Here is a 17,869-nt window from a genome sequence, read left to right as displayed (position 1 = left end):
TTCTCAGTGGGAGGCTTGGCTGCGGCGTGATGCAGGCAGCAGTTTGGCGATCGATGATCCGGCGCGGGCAGTTTGCTGGCCGAAACTGGCGTTATAGGTGGCGATGATTTCGCCGGCGATGGAGATGGCGATTTCCACAGGCAACTTGCCTTTGACTTCGCCGATGCCCATCGGGCAGCGCATGCGTTGCAGCACGGCGCTGTCGAAACCACGGTCCCGCAGGCGGTGTTCGAACTTCACCCGTTTGGTTTTCGAACCGATCAGGCCGAAGTAGGCGAAGTCGTTGCGCTTGAGGATCGCGGCGGTGAGTTCGAGATCGAGCTGGTGGTTGTGGGTCATGACGATGCAGTAGCTGCCGGCGGGCAGATTGTCGATTTCATCCACCGGTTCTTCGGCGACGATTTTGCGCACGCCGTGGGGGATCTGCTCGGGGAATTCCGCTTCCCGCGAATCGATCCAGCGCACCCGGCAGGGCAGGCTGGCGAGCAGCGGCACCAGCGCCCGGCCGACATGGCCGGCGCCGAACACAGCGATTTGCGCCTGGACCTGGCCCATCGGTTCGAACAGCAGCACGGTCACGCCGCCGCAGCACTGGCCGAGGCTGGCGCCGAGGCTGAAGCGCTCCAGGTGCGTGTCCTGCTTGCCGCTGGCCAGCATCTCGCGGCCGATCTGCATGGCCTTGTATTCCAGGTGCCCGCCACCGATGGTGTCGTAGGCCTGGGTGGCGCTGATGACCATTTTCGATCCGGCATTGCGCGGCGTCGAGCCGAGCTCTTCGATGATGGTCACCAGCACGCAGGGTTCACCCTGGGATTGCAGGTCGGCGAGGGCGTCGATCCAGTTGTACATGTTTCACCTCGACATCTTTGTTGTCTGTTCGGGACTCTTCGCGGGCAAGCCCACTCCTACAGGGGAATGCGATCAACTGTGGGAGCGAGCCTGCTCGCGAAGGGCGCGCCTCGGTCTAGAGCGAAGCCAACGCCGGCTCTGCCTCGACGGCCTTCGCCGCCTTCAACTGCCGCATCTGTTCACAGCCCCACAACACCCGCTCCGGAGTCGCCGGCGCGTCGATTTTCGGTTGATGCTTGTAGTCGCCCAGACTGGCCACGGCGTCCTTGATCGCACACCACGATGCGATACCCAACATGAACGGCGGCTCACCCACAGCCTTGGAATGGAACACCGTGTCTTCCGGGTTCTTGCGGTTTTCCACCAGCTTCACCCGAAGGTCCAGCGGCATGTCCGCCACGGCCGGGATCTTGTAGCTGGCCGGGCCGTTGGTCATCAGTTTGCCTTTGTTGTTCCACACCAGTTCTTCCATGGTCAGCCAGCCCATGCCCTGGATGAAACCGCCCTCGACCTGGCCGATGTCGATGGCCGGGTTCAGCGAGTCGCCGACGTCGTGGAGGATGTCGGTGCGCAGCATTTTGTACTCGCCGGTCAGGGTGTCGATGATCACCTCGCAACAGGCTGCACCGAAGGCGTAGTAATAGAACGGTCGACCACGGGCCTGACTGCGGTCGTAGAAGATTTTCGGGGTCTTGTAGAAGCCGGTGCTCGACAGCGACACCTGGGCGAAATACGCCTGCTGGATCAGCGCTTCGAAGGTCAGGATGTGATCACGAACCCGCACGTGACCGTTGTGGAACTCCACGTCTTCTTCGCTGACCTTGTACTGCCGGGCGGCAAATTCGATCAGGCGTTTCTTGATGATTTCCGCGGCGTTCTGTGCGGCTTTACCGTTGAGGTCGGCACCGCTGGAGGCAGCGGTCGGCGAGGTGTTCGGCACCTTGTCGGTGTTGGTCGCGGTGATCTGCACGCGGTCCATTTCCACCTGGAACACTTCGGCTACGACTTGCGCCACCTTGGTGTTCAAACCCTGGCCCATTTCCGTGCCGCCATGGTTCAGGTGGATGCTGCCATCGGTGTAGACGTGGATCAGCGCACCGGCCTGGTTGAGGAAGCTGGCGGTGAAGGAAATGCCGAATTTCACCGGGGTCAGCGCCAGGCCTTTTTTCAGGATCGGGCTGTTGGCGTTGTAGCGACGAATCGCTTCGCGGCGTTCGGCGTACTGGCTGCTTTCTTCCAGTTCGGCGGTCATTTCCTCGAGCATGTTGTGCTCGACGGTCTGGTAGTAATGGGTGACGTTGCGCTCAGTCTTGCCGTAGTAGTTGGCCTTGCGCACCGCCAGCGGATCGAGGCCCAGATGGCGGGCAATCGCGTCCATCACTTCTTCGATGGCGACCATGCCTTGCGGGCCACCGAAGCCACGGTATGCGGTGTTCGACGCGGTGTTGGTCTTGCAGCGGTGACCGTTGATGGTCGCATCGCCCAAGTAGTACGAGTTGTCGGCATGGAACATCGCGCGGTCGACAATCGACGCCGAGAGGTCCGGCGAGCAACCGCAGTTGCCGGCCAGTTCCAGGGCGATGCCGTGCAGGCGACCGGTGCTGTCGAAGCCGACGTCGTACTCGACGTAGAACGGGTGACGCTTGCCGGTCATCAACATGTCTTCGACCCGCGGCAGGCGCATCTTGGTCGGCTGGCCGGTGAGGTGGGCGATGACTGCGCACAGGCACGCCGGGCTCGCAGCCTGGGTTTCCTTGCCGCCGAAACCACCGCCCATGCGGCGCATGTCGACGACGATTTTGTTCATCGACACGTCCAGCACTTCAGCCACCAGTTTCTGCACTTCGGTGGGGTTCTGGGTCGAGCAGTAGACGATCATCCCGCCGTCTTCGGTCGGCATCACCGACGAGATCTGGGTTTCGAGGTAGAAGTGTTCCTGGCCGCCTATGTGCAGCGTGCCTTGAATGCGGTGTTCGGCAGTCGCCAATGCGCCGGCCGAATCGCCGCGCTGATGGGTGTGGCTGTCGAGCACAAAGTGGCGTTTGCGCAGGGCTTCGACCACGTCCAGCACCGGCTCGAGATCTTCGTATTCGATGATCGCCGCCATGGCGGCTTTGCGTGCGGTTTCCAGGTCTTTTGCGGCAACGGCCAGTACGGGTTGACCGACGAATTGCACATCGTCGATGGCCAGCAATGGATCGCCCGGCAGCAATGGGCCGATGTCTTTCAGGCCTGGCACATCTTTGTGGGTGATGGCGATGCGCACGCCTTCGAAGGCGTAGCAGGGCTTGGTGTCGATGCTGATGATTTTCGCGTGGGCGCGGTCCGAGAGGCGTGCGTAAACGTGCAGCTGGTTCGGAAATTCCAGACGGTCGTCGATGTACTGCGCTTCCCCGGACACATGTTTGGCGGCGCTGTCGTGCTTGACGCTGCGGCCGACACCGGTGGTCAGGTCCTTGGCGAACAGTTCAGCCAGTTCGGCCTGGGTCTTCTCTACGGCGTGATGGTTAGACATAAGCGGTCACCCGAGTCTCGATGTGCGGTGTTTGCAGTTCGATGAAGTATTTGCGCAGCAGGTTCTGCGCGCTGAGCAGGCGATATTCCTTGCTGGCGCGGAAGTCCGAGAGCGGCGTGAAATCTTCGGCCAGTGCGGCGCAGGCGCGTTCGACGGTGGCGTGATTGAACGGCGCGCCGAGCAACACGGTTTCGCAGTTATTCGCACGTTTCGGAATCGCGGCCATGCCGCCGAACGCCACGCGGGCGTCGGCGATCACGCCGTTGTCGATGCGCAGGTTGAACGCGGCGCAAACGGCGGAAATATCATCGTCCAGACGTTTCGACACTTTGTAGGCGCGGAACAATTGTTCGGCGCTGGCACGCGGCACGATGATCTTCTCGATGAACTCGCTTTCCTGACGCGCGGTGACGCGGTAATCGATGAAGTAATCCTCCAGCGCCAGGGTGCGACGGGTTTCGCCTTTGCACAAAACGATCTGCGCGCCCAAGGCAATCAGCAGCGGTGGCGAGTCTCCAATCGGCGAGGCGTTGCCGATGTTGCCGCCGAGGGTGCCCTGGTTGCGGATCTGCAAGGAGGCGAAGCGTTGCAGCAATTCGCCGAAGTCCGGGTATTCGGCTTTCAAGGCTTCGTAGCAATCGGAGAGGGCGGTGGCGGCGCCGATTTCCAGACGATCATCGAAGCGCTCGATGCGCTTCATTTCGGCGACGTTGCCGACGTAGATCATCACCGGCAACGTGCGATGGAATTGGGTGACTTCCAATGCCAGATCCGTACCGCCGGCCAGCAGCCGGGCCTGTGGATAAGCATCGTAGAGGTCAGCCAGATCGGCCACGGTCAGCGGCACCAGGCAGCGCTTGTCGCCACTGTTGAGTTCGCCGATGTCGGTAGGGGCGATGGCTTTAAGGCGGGCGATGGTATCGGCTTCGCGTGCATCGAACTGATCCGCTTGCTTGCCGCAGCAGGATTGTTCGGCGGCGGCCAGAATCGGCCGATAGCCGGTGCAGCGGCAGAGGTTGCCGGCCAGCGCTTCGTGGGCCTTGTGGGCGTCGGGCTGATCGCTGTTCTTTTGCAGCGCGAACAGCGACATCACGAAGCCCGGGGTGCAGAAGCCGCATTGCGAGCCGTGGCACTCGACCATGGCTTTCTGCACGCTGTGCAGCTCGCCCTGGTGCTTGAGGTCTTCGACGCTGATCAGTTGTTTACCGTGCAATGACGACACGAACGTCAGGCACGAGTTGAGGCTGCGATAGCGAATGTATTCGCGGCCATCGTCATCCGTTTGCAGCTCGCCGACCACCACGGTACAGGCGCCGCAGTCACCGCTGGCGCAGCCTTCTTTGGTGCCGGGTTTGCCCACATGGTCGCGCAGATAATTGAGCACGGTCAGGTTTGGGTCCAGGGCGTGCTCGCTACGGAGTTCCTGGTTAAGTAAAAACTGGATCACGGAAGGCCTCGCAGACTCATTATTGTTGTTAACCGACTTGGACCGAATTTATCAGGTCTGACTTTGCGGTCAATGATTTTCTGACTTAAAGGTCAGGAAACGCCATTTTGTCGATCAACGACTCGTTCCTTCATTATTGACCCTCGCGGGTTAGCCTGCTTTTTGCTTGATTCGTGCCAAAAACCGCTGAGTGGGCACTCCGCCATGACCCTTCATGTGCGCTACACTGCGCCGCTTGTGCAGATCGAAGAGTTTGAAGGACAACCATGACGTTCAAGGCGCCGGACAGCCTCGCCGAGCAAATTGCTCACCACCTCGCCGAACGCATCATTCGTGGCGAAATGAAGCCCGGGGAGCGCATCCAGGAACAGAAGGTCACGCTGGCCCTCAATGTCAGCCGCGGTTCGGTCCGCGAAGCCTTGCTGATCCTCGAGCGCCGCCACCTGATCGCGATCCTGCCGCGCCGCGGTGCCCACGTTACCGAACTCACCGCACACAAGGTGCAGAGCCTGTGCACGCTGATGAGCGAGCTGTACATCTTGCTCGGCAACGCCGTGGCCAAAGGCTGGCAGGTCCAGTCTGACATGGCGCCGTTCGTGCAGATCCAGCAGCGCCTCGCCGCCAGCTATGAGCGTCAGGACATCCGCACCTTCGTCGACGACAGCTTCAATGTGATGCGCGCCGCGTACCCGTTTGCCAACAATCCGTACTTGCAGGAAACCGTCGAGAACCTGCAACCGGCGATGAGCCGTGCATATTTCCTCGCCCTGGACCAGCGCAAGGCGTCGATGAGCGAGTTCCTGGAGTTGTTCGAACGTTTGCTGGCCGCCGTGCTGGCCCGTGACTTTCCGCTGATCCGCGAAGTGCTGACGGCCTATGCCCAGCGCAGTTGCGATCTGGTGGTTTCTGCCCTGACGGACGCTTAAGCGTGCGGCTCAAGTGCATAAAACTGGCCGGGTTCAAATCCTTCGTCGACCCGACCACCGTGAACTTCCCCAGCAACATGGCGGCCGTGGTAGGGCCCAATGGCTGCGGCAAGTCGAACATCATCGACGCCGTTCGCTGGGTGATGGGCGAAAGTTCGGCGAAGAACCTCCGTGGCGAGTCGATGACCGACGTCATCTTCAACGGTTCGACCAGCCGTAAGCCCGTGAGTCAGGCGAGTATCGAGCTGGTGTTCGATAACTCCGACGGCACGCTGCTTGGCGAATACGCCGCCTATGCGGAAATTTCCATTCGCCGCAAAGTGACCCGCGACAGCCAGACCACCTACTACCTCAACGGCACCAAATGCCGTCGTCGCGATATCACCGACATCTTTCTGGGCACAGGCCTGGGCCCTCGCAGCTATTCGATCATCGAGCAGGGGATGATCTCCAAGCTGATCGAGTCCAAGCCCGAAGACCTGCGCAACTTCATCGAAGAAGCGGCGGGCATCTCCAAGTACAAGGAGCGTCGGCGCGAGACCGAAAACCGTATCCGTCGCACCCATGAAAACCTGGCCCGCCTGACCGATTTGCGTGAAGAACTCGAGCGTCAGCTTGAGCGTTTGCATCGCCAGGCCGAGGCCGCCAAGAAGTATCAGGAATACAAAGGCGAGGAGCGTCAGCTCAAGGCCCAGCTGTCGGCCCTGCGCTGGCAGGCTTTGAACGAACAGGTCGGGCAGCGCGAAGCAGTCATTGGCAATCAGGAAGTCACGTTCGAAGCGTTGGTCGCTGAACAGCGCAACGCCGATGCGGCCATCGAGCGCTTGCGTGACGGGCACCATGATCTGTCCGAGCGCTTCAATCTGGTGCAGGGACGCTTCTATTCGGTCGGCGGCGACATCGCCCGGGTCGAGCAGAGCATCCAGCACGGTCAGCAGCGTTTGCGGCAGTTGCAGGATGATCTTAAAGAAGCCGAGCGTGCGCGACTGGAAACCGAATCTCACCTCGGCCACGACCGCACCTTGCTGCTGACCCTCGGTGAAGAGCTGGACATGCTCACGCCGGAGCAGGAAGTCACCAGCGCCGCCGCCGAAGAAGCCGCCGCTGCGCTGGAAGAATCCGAAACCACCATGCACGGCTGGCAGGAGCAGTGGGACACCTTCAACCTCACGGCCGCCGAGCCGCGTCGCCAGTCCGAGGTCCAGCAGTCACGCATTCAGCAACTCGAAACCAGCATGGAGCGTCTGGCCGATCGCCAGAAGCGACTTGGCGAAGAGCGCGCGTTGCTCTCGGCGGACCCGGAAGATGCGGCGATCATGGAGCTCAGTGAGCAACTGGCCGCGAGCGAAGCGACGCTTGAAGATTTACAGGCCAGCGAAGAGGCTCAGGTCGAACGCCTTGAGCAACTGCGTCAGGAATTGCAATTAGCGCTGCAAAATCAGCAGCAGGCTCAGGGTGATTTGCAGCGCCTCAACGGTCGCCTTGCGTCCCTTGAAGCCTTGCAGCAAGCCGCGCTCGATCCGGGCACCGGCACCGCGCAATGGCTGCGCGAACAGCACCTGGCGGACCGCCCGCGTCTAGCCGAAGGACTGAAAGTCGAGGCGGGTTGGGAGCTGGCGGTGGAAACCGTGCTCGGTGCCGACCTCCAGGCGGTGCTGGTGGACGACTTCGGCGATTTCGATCTGGCCGGTTTTGCCCAAGGCGATTTGCGTTTGCTCAGCCCGGCCATTGATGGCGTGCGCGTACCGGGCAGCCTGCTTGACAAGGTTGAAGCGCAGATCGATCTGTCGCCCTGGCTGGGGCAGGTCAAACCGGTTGAGAATCTTGAGCAAGCGTTGGCCCTGCGCAGTCAGCTGAGTGTCGGCCAGAGCTTGATCAGTCGCGACGGCTATTGGGTTGGCCGACACTTTCTACGTGTTCGCCGGGCCAGCGAAGCGGAAAGCGGCGTGCTCGCCCGTGGGCAGGAAATCCAGCGTCTGAGCATCGAGCGCGAAGAGCGCGAGGCCACGGTCGAAACCCTGGAAACCCAACTTCAGACGCTCAGGGCGCAGCAGCGCCAGCAGGAAAACGGTCGCGAACATTTGCGCCGTTTGCTGCAAGACGAAGCGCGTCAGCAAGGCGAATTGAAAGCTCAGTTGTCGGCCGGCAAGGCCAAGGTTGAGCAGCTGACGTTGCGTCGAACCCGCCTTGATGAAGAACTCACCGAGCTGGCTGAGCAGCGGGCGCTGGAGCACGAAAACATCGGCGAAGCGCGCCTGCAATTGCAGGATGCCCTCGACGCCATGGCGCTGGACACCGAGCAGCGCGAGTTGCTGCTGGCCCAGCGCGACAGCCTGCGCGAGCGACTCGATCGCGTGCGTCAGGAAGCCCGGCAACACAAGGATCACGCCCATCAGTTGGCGGTACGCCTCGGCTCGCTCAAGGCGCAACATGACTCGACGCGTCAGGCGCTGGAACGCCTGGAGATGCAGTCCGAGCGCCTGACCGAGAAACGCGAACAGCTGAGCCTCAATCTGGAGGAGGGCGAGGCACCGCTGGAAGAGCTGCGCCTGAAACTCGAAGAGTTGCTCGATAAGCGCATGACGGTCGACGAAGAAATGAAGTCGGCTCAGATCGCTCTGGAAGACGCTGACCGTGAATTGCGTGATGCGGAAAAACGACGCAACCAGGCCGAGCAGCAATCGCAGTTGATCCGTGGTCAGATGGAAACCCAGCGCATGGAATGGCAAGCCCTGACCGTGCGACGCAAGACCCTCGAAGATCAGTTGCTTGAGGATGGCTACGACCTGCATGGCGTGCTCGCCACGCTGACCGCCGAGGCCAGCGAGAAAGACGCTGAAGAAGAACTCGAACGCATTGCCGCGCGCATTCAGCGCCTCGGTGCGATCAACCTGGCGGCCATCGACGAATACCAGCAACAATCCGAGCGTAAACGTTATCTGGATGCGCAGAACGACGATCTGGTGGAAGCGCTGGATACGCTTGAGAACGTGATTCGCAAGATCGACAAGGAAACCCGAAACCGCTTCAAAGATACCTTTGATCAGATCAATGGCGGATTACAGGCCCTTTTCCCAAAAGTTTTCGGTGGAGGGCGCGCGTATTTGGAACTGACGGGCGAAGATCTACTCGATACAGGGGTAACGATCATGGCGCAGCCGCCAGGAAAGAAGAACAGCACCATCCATTTGCTCTCCGGTGGCGAAAAAGCCCTGACCGCATTGGCCCTGGTTTTTGCGATCTTCAAGTTGAATCCGGCACCGTTCTGCATGCTCGATGAAGTTGACGCGCCGCTGGACGACGCGAACGTTGGACGCTACGCACGGTTGGTCAAAGAGATGTCGCAGACGGTTCAGTTCATCTACATCACCCACAACAAGATCGCCATGGAAATGGCCGATCAACTAATGGGGGTAACGATGCACGAACCGGGTTGTTCGCGTCTGGTGGCAGTGGATGTCGAGGAGGCGATGGCGATGGTGGAGGCCTGAGCCGGTGCTTGTAGGGCAAGTATTTTTGGTCTGTAGGACTTTTTTACCTGTCTTGACTTGCTGGCCAATCGACATATTCGCGCGAGCCATTGTGACAGACGGTGTAAAGTTGCCTTTGGTCGTGCTAGTTTAATGTCAATTTTTCGTATACGTGGGCAAAACGCCTGTCAGAACATAGAGTTGGCGCCACGTTTTAAAGCGGTTTACGAGTTGTAAACCCCTTATTTTTCAGCATTTTTTATAGAGGCACGGGATTACATGGAAATCGGTCTGCGCGAGTGGCTGATCGTCATCGGCATTATTGTCATTGCCGGTATTCTTTTCGATGGCTGGCGTCGCATGCGCGGCGGCAAGGGAAAACTGAAATTCCGTCTTGACCGAAGTTTGTCCAACCTGCCGGACGAGGACACCAGCGCCGAGCTGTTGGGCCCGCCCCGCGTGCTGGACACGCATAAGGAACCGCAACTGGACGAGCATGATCTGCCGTCGGTGAGCATGCCTGCCCGTGAACCGCGTGAATCGGGTTCCAAGCGCGGCAAGCGTGGCCATGGCGAGCCTTCCCAGGGCGACATGAACCTCAGCCTGGACCTGGACGGCGGCCCGAGCTTCAGCAGCCGTGACGACGACTTCCCGGATGACACCAAGTCCTCGCCGTCGGTCAGCGACAAGGAACAACCGCAAGCCGAAGAAGTGCTTGTGATCAGCGTGATCTGCCGTGACGCTGCCGGCTTCAAGGGCCCGGCGTTGTTGCAGAACATACTGGAGAGCGGTCTGCGTTTCGGCGAAATGGATATTTTCCACCGTCACGAGAGCATGGCCGGCAACGGTGAGGTGTTGTTCTCCATGGCCAATGCGGTCAAGCCGGGCGTCTTCGATCTGGACGACATCGACCACTTCAGCACGCCGGCGGTGAGCTTCTTCCTCGGCCTGCCAGGCCCGCGTCATCCGAAGCAAGCCTTCGACGTGATGGTGGCCGCGGCGCGCAAATTGTCCCAGGAGCTGAACGGCGAACTGAAAGACGACCAGCGCAGCGTGCTGACCGCCCAGACGATCGAGCATTACCGTCAGCGCATCGTCGAATTCGAACGTCGCGCCCTGACCCAGAAGCGTTGATTCAAAAGGTTGTCCCCGCGCCGTGCGCGGGACGATCAGCAAAATAGATTGAGCAGCCTCGGCTGCTCTTTTGCTTTATGAGAGAACACCCATGACCGCCGCCAAAACCCGCATTCTCGAGCTGCGCGCTGAGCTGGATCAGCACAACTACCGTTACCACGTACTAGACGAGCCAAGCGTTCCGGACGTCGAATACGATCGTTTGTTCCATGAACTCAAGGCCCTTGAAGCCGCCCATCCCGAGCTGGTCACCAGCGACTCGCCGACCCAGCGCGTCGGCAGCGCGGCGCTGTCGGCGTTCACCCAGGTACGCCACGAAGTGCCGATGCTCAGCCTCGGCAACGCCTTCGAAGAAAGCGACATGCGCGAGTTCGATCGCCGGGTAACGGAAGGTCTCGACTTGCCGGCCGGCGACCTGTTTGGCGGCGGCGCGGCGGTGGAATACAGCTGCGAACCCAAGCTCGATGGCCTGGCGGTCAGCCTGCTTTATCAGGATGGTATGTTGGTGCGCGGTGCGACGCGCGGCGACGGCACCACCGGCGAAGACATCAGCGTCAACGTGCGCACCGTGCGCAACATCCCGCTGAAGCTACAGGGAACCGGCTGGCCGGCGACCCTGGAAGTGCGCGGCGAAGTGTTCATGTCCAAGGCCGGTTTCGAGCGCCTGAACGCCACGCAGCTGGAGGTCGGCGGCAAGACCTTCGCCAACCCGCGCAACGCGGCGGCGGGCAGCTTGCGGCAGCTGGATTCGAAGATCACCGCCAACCGTCCGCTGGAGTTCTGCTGCTACGGTATCGGCCAGATTTCGGCGGATATCGCCGATACGCACATCGGTAATCTCAAGCAGCTGCAGACCTGGGGCCTGCCGATCAGTCGCGAGCTGAAACTGGCGCACGGCATTGATGAATGCCTGGATTACTACCGCGACATCGGTGAGCGCCGCAACGGCCTGGCCTATGAAATCGATGGCGTGGTGTTCAAGGTCAACAGCATCGCGTCCCAGCGTGAGCTCGGTTTTCGCGCGCGCGAACCGCGTTGGGCAATTGCCCACAAATTCCCGGCCATGGAAGAGCTCACCGAACTGCTCGACGTCGAATTCCAGGTCGGCCGCACCGGTGCCGTTACGCCCGTGGCGCGCTTGAGGCCGGTCAAGGTCGCCGGTGTCACCGTGGCCAATGCGACGTTGCACAACATGGACGAAGTGGCTCGCCTGGGCCTGATGATCGGCGACACCGTGATCATCCGCCGCGCGGGCGACGTGATTCCGCAAGTGGTGCAAGTGATCATGGATCGCCGCCCGGACGACGCGCGTCCGGTACAGATTCCGCAGCAGTGCCCGGTGTGCGGCTCGCATGTCGAGCGCACGCAGCTGGTCAAGCGCAGCAAGGGTCGCGAGACCGTCAGCGAAGGGGCGGTTTACCGCTGTGTCGGTCGTCTGGCCTGCGGTGCGCAACTCAAGCAGGCGATCATTCACTTCGTCTCCCGTCGTGCGATGGACATTGAAGGCCTGGGCGACAAGAGCGTTGAGCAATTGGTCGATGAGGGGCTGGTGAGTTCTCCCGCCGATCTGTATGCCTTGAAGTTCGAGGACATTGTCGATCTCGAAGGCTTTGCCGAGCTGTCGAGCAATAAACTGCTCGCCGCGATCAAGGACAGCAAGACACCGAGCCTGGCACGGTTCATCTATGCCCTCGGTATTCCTGACGTCGGCGAAGAGACGGCCAAGGTCCTGGCGCGCTCTCTCGGCTCGCTGGAGCGGGTTCAGCAGGCGTTGCCGCAAGTGCTCACGTACTTGCCGGATGTCGGCCTGGAAGTGGCTCACGAGATTCACAGCTTCTTTGAAGATGCGCATAACCAGCAGGTTATTGCGAAGTTGCTCGCGCACGGCCTGCAGATTCAGGATCAGGGCGAGTTGGGGGCCGAATTTGCTGCCAGCACGACGCTGGGCGGTTTCCTCGACAAGCTGAACATTCCGTCGGTCGGGCCGGGCGGGGCGCAGAAGCTGGCGGACAAGTTTGGTTCGCTGGAATCGGTCATGAGCGCTGATTGGCTGGACATGCGCCAGGCCTTGCCGGAGAAGCAGGCGAATTCGGTTCGAGCGTTTTTCGCGGTTGCTGAAAACCGTCAGATAGCTGAGGCGGCTGAACAGCAGTTGCGTGATTTCGGCATGCATTGGCAGAGCGAGAAAAAAGTCGTCGAAGGCCTGCCGCTGGCTGGGCAGACCTGGGTGCTGACCGGTTCGCTGGAATTGATGAGCCGTGATATTGCCAAAGACAAACTCGAAAGCCTCGGGCCAAGGTGGCCGGTTCTGTGTCGGCCAAGACCCATTGCGTGGTGGCCGGGCCGGGTGCCGGTTCGAAGTTGACCAAGGCCAATGAATTGGGACTGAAAGTGCTCGATGAAGAGGCGTTTGTCGATTTCCTGAAAAAACACGGTATACCGATCTGACACTCAACCTGTGGCGAGGGAGCTTGCTCCCGTTCGACTGCGCAGCAGTCGCCAAGACTTCGGGGACCGCTTCGCAGCCCAGCGGGAGCAAGCTCCCTCGCCACAGAAAACGGAACGATCCTCGCTGGGGAATGATCTAGTCTTGGCAAGCCCCAGGGAGAGATCGCCATGTACCGCTTCTTCGAACAGCTCAGCTCACGCATCGCCGCGCCCTTCATGGGTGGAAGTTCGCGCAACAGCAAGGTCTGGCAGTGCCGCTGCGGGCAGTCGCTTTTCTTTCGCAACAGCCAGTGCCTGGCCTGTTCGGCAGCCTTGGGCTATCAGCCGGAGCAGAGTCGCCTGTCCTCGCTGCAGCCGGGTGTGCTGGCGGATACCTGGTTGCTTGACGCCGACCCCGAAGCCGGCCTGTTCCGGCGCTGCGCCAACCTCGATTCCCCGGCTGCGTGTAATTGGCTGCTGGCCGCCAATGACCATGATGCGCTGTGCATCGCCTGTAGCCTGAATCGCACCATCCCTGACCTCTCAATTGCCGAAAACCACGAACGCTGGCGTCAGGTCGAAACCGCCAAGCGGCGTCTGGTCGCGCAGTTGATCAGCCTGGGATTGCAGGTGATTCCCAAAAGCGTCGACGAACAGACCGGTCTCGCCTTCGATTTCATCGGTGTCGACCTGGAAGGCAAACCGCCGACCACGGGGCATGCCAATGGCCTGATCACCCTCGATATCAAGGAAGCCGATGACGCCCACCGCGAAAAGGTCCGGGTGCAAATGCACGAGCCTTATCGCACGCTGCTCGGGCATTTTCGTCATGAAGTCGGGCATTACTACTGGGACCGGCTGATCGCCAACAGTCATTGGCTGGAACCGTTCCGCAACCTGTTTGGCGACGAGCGTCTCAGCTACGCCGACGCTCTCGAACGCCATTATCAGCAAGGCGCACCGCTCGACTGGCAGCAGCACTGTGTCAGCGCCTACGCCACCATGCATCCATGGGAAGACTGGGCGGAAACCTGGGCGCATTACCTGCACATGATGGACGCGGTGGACACGGCGCTGGGGTTTGGCATGAGCGCGCGCGAGATGGATTTCGACTACCAGCCATTCCCGCTCGACACGCTCTACGATCCACAGCATCCCGGCGGCGCGGCATTCCTGTCGTTCGTCAACGCATGGATCGAACTGGCCGGCATGCTCAATGAACTGTCGCGCAGCATGGGTCAGCCGGATTTCTATCCGTTCGTCCTGCCACCAGCGGTCATCGCCAAATTGCACTTCATCCATCTGGTGATCCAGCAGGAGGGCGGCAGGGCGGATGAGGTGTTGCAAGAATTGTAGCCGCCTGCATTCACTTGCAGCAGCCTCGCAAGCTCGGCAGCTGCTACATGACTACGGTGTTCTGCAGACTTTGCATGTCCTTGAACCAGCACATATTTTTTAATCCCCCCGAACGGTTGTAACTTCGTACCAGATAGGTACAATGGCGCGGCTCGCCGTCAGGTGAGCGTCGTTATGGTGACCCCATCGGTCCCCCCGCAACGATTACCCGTGAACCTGGTCAGATCCGGAAGGAAGCAGCCACAGCGGGAACATTGTGTGCCGGGGTGTGGCTGGTGGGGTTGCCTCCATAACGCACCGCGAGCCCTCTCTCGCGTTTTCTGTCTGAAAATACTTAGTGTGTGTTGCTGCCATGGCCCTTGATCCAGGCGGTTTTTTGTCGTTCCTGATTTTTAGAATGACTATAAAAAAGGAGGCCGATGTGTCGTATCAGACACGTCGGCCTCCTTTTTCATTTCCGCCACTAAGGCTTGGACAAGGCCTGGTCAACCGCTGCGATCAGCTTTCCCAGATCCTTCGGGGTGGCTTTATGGATGACACCGAACAGATACGCCCGCTGTTCATCTTCATCACCCATATCGGCGAAAAAGGCTTTCAGCTTTACGTCCAGCACGTCGGCAAGCAAGAACAAGGCTTCGACGCTGGGGGTATAGGTTCCGGTTTCAAAGCGGCTGATGGTTTTGGGGTCAAAACCGGTTTTTTCGCCGAGTTCAGCCTGAGTAAGCCCCGCGACCTTGCGGTAGCGTCGGATGGCCGGACCCAAACTTGAAATTTGCATCGCTCAATTCCCATTTAGAATCAAGAACTTAACGATAGATTTTCGCATTAGACAACCGCATGATCCATCACCTTGCTTTGCAAAATGTGATGCGTTTCGTAGAATCGCCGCCAATAAGGGGTGATTGGTGATCTGTTTCCAGAAAATGGGCAACGCCAAACCGCCAGCATTGCGCTCCTTTGCCGGCCTTGCACGAGGTTTTTGAGACTAGCCGATCTTCGGTTCTGCGCGGTCATCAAATGCGGGTCATGGAGTGAACACGTGTTTGCGCAGTCCCACCGCTAGCGACAGCGAGCCTGATTCATGGATGAGAAATACCGCAGGGCCGTGGATGCCGCCGCCATTTTTTCCGAGACGGACCTGAGCGGCCGGATCACCCACGTCAATGATCAGTTCTGCGCCGTGTCCGGTTATAGCCGCGACGAGTTGCTCGGGCAGAACCACCGTCTCCTCAACTCCGGCGTGCACACCGCTGATTTCTTCGCCGGTATGTGGCGCACCATCGCGCTGGGCAACGTCTGGAAGGGCGAAATCTGCAATCGCGCCAAGGATGGCAGCCTGTACTGGGTCGAAAGCACCATGGTGCCCGTGCTCAATGACGACACCGGACGGGTCGACCGATACCTGTCGATTCGTTTCGATATCAGCGAAAAACGCCAGTTGTTGCATTCCCTGCAATGGCGGGTCGGGCACGACGTGCTGACCGGGCTGCCCAATCGCGCGTTCCTCTCGGATCTGCTGGATCAGGCGCTGGAGTTCTCCCGAAAGGAAAACATCCCGCTCGCCGTGTGCATGCTCGACCTTGACGGGTTCAAGGCGGTCAACGACGGCTACGGTCACGCCAGTGGCGATCAATTATTGGTTGAAGTGGCCAAGCGTTTGCGCCACATCGTGCGCGGCGAAGATGTCGTGGCGCGGTTGGCCGGCGACGAGTTCGTGCTGGTGTTGCGTTACGTGCGGGATCTGCCGGAGTTGCGCGCGGCGCTGAACCGAGTGCTGGGGGCGATTTCGGCGCCGTATACCTTGCACGGCAAGGACATCAATGTGTTCGCCAGCATCGGCGTTACGCTGTTCCCACTCGACCATGAAGATGCCGAAACCCTGCTGCGTCACGCCGATCAAGCCATGTACGTGGCCAAGCAGCGCGGGCGCAACCGATTCCATCTGTTCGACGTGTCCAGGGATCAGGAGGTCAAGGCCACTCACCAGACGGTCGAACGCGTGCGCCAAGCGCTGGCCGCCGATGAGTTGCGTCTGCATTTCCAGCCCAAGGTCAACATGCGCCTTGGCGTGGTGGTCGGCTTCGAGGCGCTGTTGCGCTGGGAGCACCCGCAAAACGGCATGGTGCCGGCCCGGGAGTTTTTGCCGTTTGTGGAAGAGACGGACCTGATCGTCGACATCGGTGAATGGGTGATGGATCAGGTGCTGACGCAGTTGCACCACTGGCAGCAGGCGGGGCAGGGCTGGCCGATCAGCATTAATATCGCGGCACGGCATTTTCAGCGCGCGGATTTCGTCGACCGGCTCAGGCTCGTCCTCGCCCGGCATGCCGACATTGCGCCGCAGATGCTCGACCTGGAAATCGTCGAGTCGGTGGCGGTCGAGAATATCCAGCACGTCAGCGACTGTTTGCAGGCCTGTCAGGCGCTGGGGGTGCAGTTTTCACTGGGCGACTTCGGCACTGGCTATTCGTCGCTGAGCTACCTCAAGCGATTGCGCACCCAAACCATCAAGATCGATAAGTCGTTTGTGCGTGACATTCTGGACGATCGCGATGACCTGGCGCTGGCCACGGCGGTGATCGGTCTGGCCCGGGCGTTTGGCCGGCAGGTGATTGCTGAAGGACTGCAAAGTATCGAGCACGGTGAGTTGCTGTTGCGACTGGGGTGTGAAGTGGCCCAAGGCTATTTCATCGCCCGGCCAATGCCCCCCGCCGACGTGCCGGGTTGGGTCGCGGGGTTCGTCGCGCCGCCGCAATGGCAAGCGCTGGATCAGGTTGGCTGAAGTTCTGTAATCGACACTGATCCACTGTGGGAGCGAGCCTGCTCGCGATAGCAATCTGTCAGTCGCCATCAGTGTTGAATGGCAAACCGCTATCGCGAGCAGGCTCGCTCCCAGAGGGTTCGTGTTGATCAGAGGATTTGCTTAAAGTGTGCCAGGCCCCGAACCGATATAAAGCCGGATAATGTCATCAATCTCCCCCGACATTTTCATCCGCAGCAACGTGCGCAGTATGCGTTGCACCGGCACCTTGGGGTCATTGCGCACGTAGCAGCCGACGCTCTGTTCTTCCAGAACCGCCACGCCTTTGAGTTGCTTGTCGGGTAACAGGCGCTGATTGAACCAGTCCAGTGTCCATTGATTGCTCACGGCATAGCGATAGCGCCCGGCGTGGAGTTTTTCCAGCACTTGTTCCTGGTTGCGCGCGTCTTCGCGGTGCAAACGGTCGGCATTGAACAGCGGTTGCAAGGTGGGGTAGGAGTAGCCGAGCACGGTACCGATGGCTTGCCGCGACAAGTTCGCAGGCACCACCAAAGGCTGCGGATCCTGCCGGCTGATCAGCATGTCGCGCTGAAACCAGAGGGGAATGCTCCAGAGGTAGTCGCCGGACTGATTCGGCAGCCAGGACTGCGCGGCATAGCAGCGGATATCGACCTCGCCGTGTTCCATGGCGCTTTGCACCCGCGCCCGGGGCAACACATGAAATTCGGCCGGCAAGCCGACCTGGGTCGCCAGGCTGAGCATCACGTCATACAGGATGCCCTGGGTCACTTGCCCGCGTTCCAGTTGCACCATCGGCATCGCCCAACTGTCGGGCACCACAAAACGCAGCGGCGCTTCGGCGGCGGCGACGCTCAGACTTATCCACAGCAGTGCCCCCAAGGCAAAACGCATAAACGCTCCGGTACGTCGCAAACCTGAGCCGATAAAAGCCCCCCAAAGTGCATCTTAGCCAGATTAGACGAG

Annotated in this window: 10 protein-coding genes, 1 other RNA gene and 1 pseudogene; 7 read left to right on the top strand and 5 right to left on the bottom strand. The window is 60.3% G+C overall.

Going from position 1 to position 17,869, the window contains the following annotated elements; genetic code table 11:
- Positions 1 to 3: 3 nt before the first annotated feature.
- The 3 genes from xdhC to xdhA form a co-directional block, all read right to left on the bottom strand.
- Positions 4 to 849: a xanthine dehydrogenase accessory protein XdhC gene (gene xdhC / locus HP062_RS10715; protein ID WP_010456471.1), complete on the bottom strand. Its 846-nt coding sequence runs from the start codon at positions 847 to 849 to the stop codon at positions 4 to 6.
- Between the two features lie 115 nt (positions 850 to 964).
- Positions 965 to 3,364, bottom strand: a complete 2,400-nt coding sequence (gene xdhB, locus HP062_RS10710; protein WP_077748204.1) for a xanthine dehydrogenase molybdopterin binding subunit — start codon at positions 3,362 to 3,364, stop codon at positions 965 to 967.
- A complete protein-coding gene (xdhA, locus tag HP062_RS10705) occupies positions 3,357 to 4,811 on the bottom strand; it encodes a xanthine dehydrogenase small subunit (RefSeq protein ID WP_010456467.1) in 1,455 nt (484 codons plus the stop codon). Before xdhA ends, xdhB begins: the two co-directional genes overlap by 8 nt.
- 266 nt (positions 4,812 to 5,077) lie before the next feature.
- On the opposite strand from xdhA, the gene HP062_RS10700 reads away from it, so the two are divergent.
- The 6 genes and pseudogenes from HP062_RS10700 to ffs all read left to right on the top strand — a co-directional run bounded on the left by HP062_RS10700 (position 5,078) and on the right by ffs (position 14,405).
- Entirely contained in the window at positions 5,078 to 5,737 is a 660-nt protein-coding gene (locus HP062_RS10700) for a GntR family transcriptional regulator (protein ID WP_010456464.1), read from the top strand.
- Positions 5,738 to 5,739: 2 nt separating this feature from the next.
- Complete coding sequence (gene smc / locus HP062_RS10695) at positions 5,740 to 9,228, top strand: chromosome segregation protein SMC (RefSeq protein ID WP_172791394.1); 3,489 nt, start codon at positions 5,740 to 5,742, stop codon at positions 9,226 to 9,228.
- A gap of 258 nt (positions 9,229 to 9,486) precedes the next feature.
- Positions 9,487 to 10,341: a cell division protein ZipA gene (gene zipA / locus HP062_RS10690; protein WP_010456461.1), complete on the top strand. Its 855-nt coding sequence runs from the start codon at positions 9,487 to 9,489 to the stop codon at positions 10,339 to 10,341.
- A gap of 91 nt (positions 10,342 to 10,432) precedes the next feature.
- A pseudogene (gene ligA, locus HP062_RS10685) lies at positions 10,433 to 12,789 on the top strand (NAD-dependent DNA ligase LigA).
- 168 nt (positions 12,790 to 12,957) lie between these two features.
- The gene (locus HP062_RS10680; protein ID WP_172791393.1) at positions 12,958 to 14,124 is read left to right on the top strand and encodes a putative zinc-binding metallopeptidase; all 1,167 of its coding nucleotides are present in this window, start codon (positions 12,958 to 12,960) and stop codon (positions 14,122 to 14,124) included.
- Between the two features lie 184 nt (positions 14,125 to 14,308).
- Positions 14,309 to 14,405, top strand: an RNA gene (gene ffs, locus HP062_RS10675) — signal recognition particle sRNA small type.
- 182 nt (positions 14,406 to 14,587) lie between these two features.
- Here ffs and HP062_RS10670 read toward each other — a convergent pair.
- Positions 14,588 to 14,902 carry a helix-turn-helix domain-containing protein gene (locus HP062_RS10670; protein WP_010456454.1) on the bottom strand — a complete coding sequence of 105 codons (315 nt, stop codon included), beginning with the start codon at positions 14,900 to 14,902 and terminating at the stop codon, positions 14,588 to 14,590.
- Between the two features lie 303 nt (positions 14,903 to 15,205).
- Here HP062_RS10670 and HP062_RS10665 point away from each other — a divergent pair, with 303 nt between their 5' ends.
- A complete protein-coding gene (locus HP062_RS10665) occupies positions 15,206 to 16,906 on the top strand; it encodes a bifunctional diguanylate cyclase/phosphodiesterase (protein ID WP_172791392.1) in 1,701 nt (566 codons plus the stop codon).
- A gap of 141 nt (positions 16,907 to 17,047) precedes the next feature.
- On the opposite strand, the gene HP062_RS10660 is transcribed toward HP062_RS10665, so the two are convergent.
- The gene (locus HP062_RS10660; protein ID WP_083376171.1) at positions 17,048 to 17,797 is read right to left on the bottom strand and encodes an ABC transporter substrate-binding protein; all 750 of its coding nucleotides are present in this window, start codon (positions 17,795 to 17,797) and stop codon (positions 17,048 to 17,050) included.
- Positions 17,798 to 17,869: the final 72 nt, after the last annotated feature.

The sequence above is a fragment of the Pseudomonas sp. B14-6 genome (genome assembly GCF_013260315.1).
Taxonomy (GTDB): Bacteria; Pseudomonadota; Gammaproteobacteria; order Pseudomonadales; family Pseudomonadaceae; genus Aquipseudomonas; species Aquipseudomonas mandelii.
This window is presented reverse-complemented; position numbering and strand designations above follow the sequence as displayed.

Coding starts and splice junctions, on each gene's coding strand:
- HP062_RS10700 (WP_010456464.1), top strand. CDS start 5,078: ATGACGTTCAAGGCGCCGGACAGCCTCGCCGAGCAAATTGCTCACCAC.
- xdhB (WP_077748204.1), bottom strand. CDS start 3,364: ATGTCTAACCATCACGCCGTAGAGAAGACCCAGGCCGAACTGGCTGAA.
- xdhC (WP_010456471.1), bottom strand. CDS start 849: ATGTACAACTGGATCGACGCCCTCGCCGACCTGCAATCCCAGGGTGAA.
- HP062_RS10680 (WP_172791393.1), top strand. CDS start 12,958: ATGTACCGCTTCTTCGAACAGCTCAGCTCACGCATCGCCGCGCCCTTC.
- zipA (WP_010456461.1), top strand. CDS start 9,487: ATGGAAATCGGTCTGCGCGAGTGGCTGATCGTCATCGGCATTATTGTC.
- HP062_RS10665 (WP_172791392.1), top strand. CDS start 15,206: ATGGATGAGAAATACCGCAGGGCCGTGGATGCCGCCGCCATTTTTTCC.
- HP062_RS10660 (WP_083376171.1), bottom strand. CDS start 17,797: ATGCGTTTTGCCTTGGGGGCACTGCTGTGGATAAGTCTGAGCGTCGCC.
- HP062_RS10670 (WP_010456454.1), bottom strand. CDS start 14,902: ATGCAAATTTCAAGTTTGGGTCCGGCCATCCGACGCTACCGCAAGGTC.